Raw genomic sequence first — 4776 nt, 5'->3', positions numbered from 1 at the left:
GAATTTACCCCAAGCAATGACGACAATACGCTATCGTTACCGGATTATGAGGCCAAAAGCGGTCGAGTGATCACTACAACGCCCGCTGAATTTCGTGTTGATGAGTCTGGTAACGCGATTTACACCATTGCATTTAACTTGCCTTCTGGCCCTTCTGGGATTAAACCGTCACTGGGACTCAATTATTCCAGTGGGAATAAACGACTAAGTACAGCGGGAATTGGCTGGTCGCTTTCAGGTATGTCTGCGATAACGCGATGTGCTAAATCTCACTTTTACGACGATTTAGGAAATGACTACGTTAGAGATGTTCAGCTTGATAGCTCCGATGCATTTTGCGTGGATGGCCAGCGCCTCATTAAAGTTTCAGGAGGCATATATCGCACCGAGCAAGATAGCTTTACCGATTACAAAGTTATCGGCTCGCTGAGTAATATTTTAGGATTCAAAGCGACGACTAAGTCGGGTGAAACACACTACTACGGTAATACTAATGGGGCGAATTCAGCGGTTCAATTTGTGATATCTCAGCTCACTAATAACCGCAGTATTGCAAATACTTGGCTGCGTAGCAGCATTGTGGATATGTACGACAATACCATTCGCTATTACTACCAATCTCCCACTAATGATCTGAATCAAGAAGTGGTTTTGGATAAGGTTACCTATGGTGTGACAAAGGTAAAAATGCATTATCGAGAGACGAGTGAGCCACAAAATGGCTTTCGATTTGGTGCACCTTACAAACATACAAGCGTGCTCGATAAAGTTGAAATCAACAACCGCAATACGGCACTTCGTCAATATGAACTTTCTTATAAAGATGAAGCACAGGGGCGGAGGTTAGAACAAGTTAAAGTATGCCAGTTTAATGTGTGTGCAGAGCCAATTAAATTTGGTTGGTCAGATGAGCTGATGAACTCAAGCTTATACTCTTCAACCGACAAGGAGAGTTTTAGCCTAGGTCGTCCAGAAAATGTCAGCACCATGGTTGCTGCCGATCTCTATGGCGACGGCTATAGTGATCTGGTGTCGTATGATGGTCATGGAAAATGGACGGTTACTTATGGTGAGAGTGGGCTCACTGACTGGATAACGTTATCCAGTCAAGATGAACGATATCGACCTAAGGCCATTGCCTCTGATTTTAACGGTGATGGGCGTGCCGATGTGTTGATTTCCTCAAAGTCAAAGCGCGGCAAAATCACTTGGTATTTGTTATATCAAGAGGGAGAGGTCACAAGTGAAAGGGTTTGTCCTCCTTCATCAACCAATGTTGGTCAGTTTGAGGATGATCCCTTGCCTAAGTGCTTTCATCGACCAAAAGTCGGTAAGCTACTTTACAAAGTCATTACTTCGTTATCGGGTCAAGACAGAGCATTACAGCCTGTTGATATCAATGGTGATGGGCTGTTAGATATTGCTTATGGTAATGCAACAGAAAAAGTGGAGTACAGGCTCAATACTGTAAGCACGCTAGGGCGAGTGAGTTTTGGCCCAGTTAAAACGGCTTTTAAAAAGTCTGCGTTGTCATCAACGGCATTTAGTGAGAGCGATTACACTCAGTTTTCACTAGGAAAAGTCATGTGGGGTGATATTAATGGTGATGGTTTATCTGATGCCCTTACAGAAGTGAAGGTGTATGACACGCAAAGGGGTCTAAAAATAATTGGCGCTGAAATACATTACGCCATCAACCAAGGTAATGGTCAGTTCAATCCTCATAAAGGCGCGTCGGTGAGAGGTGCTACGGTGGGTCATTATGAAGGCTTTAACAAGACACTGTTAGTTGATTTGAATGGGGATGGTTTACAAGACCTATTGTATCACTACTTTAATAGTTGGTATGCAAAACTAAGCAATGGCAATGGTTTTGAGCCTAAGATTTCAGTGTTTCCTCGTGAGTCATTCGGTCAAGATGACCTATTTGTGGCGAACTTAGACAGCGATCTTAGAACTGAAATCATAACATTTATCAGCCAATCCAGGGCAAGTGGACGAGTTTATCGCTTTGATCCCAAAAGTAATGCGTTTGCTTTTAAAACGTACTTAGGGTTCTCGCGTCATGAAACGGATACCGTTAATTACGCACTACTACCGGGCGACTTTAATGGGGATGGGGGAGTTGACTGGATGCGTGTGCGCTATGAGCGAACGAGTGTTAGTGTCGACAAGTTCACACAATTGAGATGGGGGCGTAATGAGGGAGCTATCACCGCAAGCTACTCTCGAGCTGGTCAAAATCTAGTTCGCTATAAACCCCTGACAGACGAGAGCGTGTATGAAGGGCGTGTTGAGGCCAAATTCCCCATCATTTCTGCGAAGGGGCCAGCTTATGTGGTCTCAGAAGTGAGAAGTACGAATGTGATTTCAGGAACGAATGGCCACGACCAAACAGCTTCAGTAAAGTACAAATATGCCAATATGGCGCTTCATGGCCAAGGGAGAGGCTACCTTGGATTTGGCAAGCTCACTACCATTGATAGTCGGGATGATAATTACGATATTGTGACCTCTACACTATACCACCAAGGATTTGCTGAGGAACAAACGGGTAAAACCAAAACCTATTTAAAGCATCCTGAGCTTGTGGGAATGCCAGTGTACACAGAGCAAAAGATGGTGAATAAAAACAATAGCGGTGATGTTATTGTATTATCTCAAAGTGCAAATAGCTATGTGACAAAGACCACAAAAAATAAGGTAGAGGCGTCGGTCAAACGTAGCCCTTACTTTACCCATATCAGCCGCAGTGTAGAAAAAAGTTACTTCTTGGATGGTGGAACAACTGGGGTTGATTATAGTCAGGGGAACTTGAAATCGACCACCACAACAACACAAAGCTATGATACCAGAGGGAACTTAACGTCTAGTTTGGTCACACTAGCCGATGCAAATGCTCAAGTATTTAAAACACAAACGCGGAACGAGTACGTTGCCTCGCCATCGAGTTGTGCAGTATTAAGCAGTGCTGCTCAAGGGTTTGCAAGTGACTATGGGCGATACGGTCGTTTAACTTGCTCTGTAGTCACTAAAACCAACAGTGAGGGGCAAAGTGATACCCGCAAAAGCGAGTTTGCCTACAATAGTGATGGCGTATTATATAAAGAAGTTGTGAATGCGCAGTCCGCATCCCAAGCGGTGATAACGACGTATGGTTTCGACAGTTTTGGGAATCGTAACCGCACCACAGTGTCTGGTAAAGGCCTCACTCAAGGAAGTGATTATCAAGGTACACCACAATATTCAGGTACAGATAAACGCGTTAGCAGCGTTACCTTTGACCAAGCAACAGGGCGTTTTGTCACCTCTAAAACCAATGCGCTAGGACATACGGTCTGCTTTAATGTTGACCCTGTCACAGGGTGGATAAAAAGCAAAACGGTGAATGTAACAAGCTGCGAGAATACGGCTTTCGGATTGACGACCTACTACACCTACAATGCATTTGGTCAAATCACAGGAGAGCAGGCACCAAATGGCAATGTAACTCTGATAAGCCGCGAAACAACATCAGGCTATGGGAGCCTAGAAAAGACCTTCAGCTCAGGCCATCAACCCCATAGTCAGTACTTTGACCGAGCAGGGCGACCCTTTAAGCAAGTCTCGAGGGGATATAACAATCAAGTTTCAGTTACTCGTAGCGAGTACGACAAGTTTGGGAATAACTACCGTACCTCTATAGCTCTAGACAGTGATAGGCTGCCAAGTAGCGATGAATGGCAAACCAGCGAGTTTGATATTCTAGGACGGGTAATCGAAACAAGTACTCCTAGTTTTGGTGGCTCTAGATTACAGGTAAGCACGCGCTATGAAGGCTTTACGGTTAAGGAGGTTCATGACGGCGGTGCTGTGAGGGTAACTAAAACCAGAACCTATGATGTGGCGGGGCAGCTCAAGTCGACAACAGATAATAGTGGTGGTGTAGCTGGCGCAACTGCGAGTCGCATTACGTACAATTACGATGCCTACGGGCAACTTGAGTCTACAACGGACAGTAGCAACAACCAAATCCGCATGGAATACGACCCCCTAGGGAATAAAATTAAAACCATAGACCCAGATAAGGGCACTTGGCAGTATCGTTATAGTGTATTTGGCGAGCTGAAATGGCAAAAAGACGCAAATGGACAAGTCACTTGGATTAATTATGACTCATTAGGTCGAGTAAAGCAGCGTATTAGTAATGCCGAGTCGAATGCAGCACAATCCCGCTGTTTTGCTTACGATGAATTGGGTTTAGGTACAAAATCAGCTGAGTGGGTCATGGACGGACACGCATGTAACAGTGCAACGACCATACACCAAAAAAGCTATGTATATGACGCTTTATTAAGGCCAGAGATTGTGCTGACAGAATCGTGGGTAGACGGTAAGCATGTTAAGCAAACGCAAAATACCGCATACGATAAGTTAGGTCGGGTCTATTTTAGTGCGTTAAGCGGTAGCTTTGGGGTAGGGTATGAGTACGACGCGGATGGGTTTATCGTTGCAGAGCATGGTATACGTTATGACTCAGAGACAGATACTGTAGAGCAAAAGGAGCTATCGCGGGTTCACGACAGGAACTTCCGAGGACAACCAACGCGTATCAATTACTTAGGTGGTCAAAGCCAAAGCTTCTTATACGATACATATACTGGTTTATCGTCGGGAATGAGTGCGCAGGGGATGAGTAATGCCCTTAATGCGAGTGCGACTTCACTCAGTGCAAATTATGACTACAATGCATTTGGGCAGCTTGCACAGCGGACGGTGAACGGGCTTTATCGACAA

1 protein-coding gene is annotated in these 4776 nt (G+C 44.8%); it reads left to right on the top strand.

Going from position 1 to position 4776, the window contains the following annotated elements; all coding sequences use genetic code 11:
- Nucleotides 1–4776: FG-GAP-like repeat-containing protein (locus CEX98_RS22150; protein WP_143484389.1), on the top strand; the 4776-nt coding region annotated here is incomplete at both ends.

The organism is Pseudoalteromonas piscicida, from assembly GCF_002744175.1.
Lineage (GTDB): Bacteria > Pseudomonadota > Gammaproteobacteria > Enterobacterales > Alteromonadaceae > Pseudoalteromonas > Pseudoalteromonas piscicida_B.
Note: the sequence above shows the minus strand (reverse complement) of the source record. Positions and strands in the feature narration are given on the sequence as shown.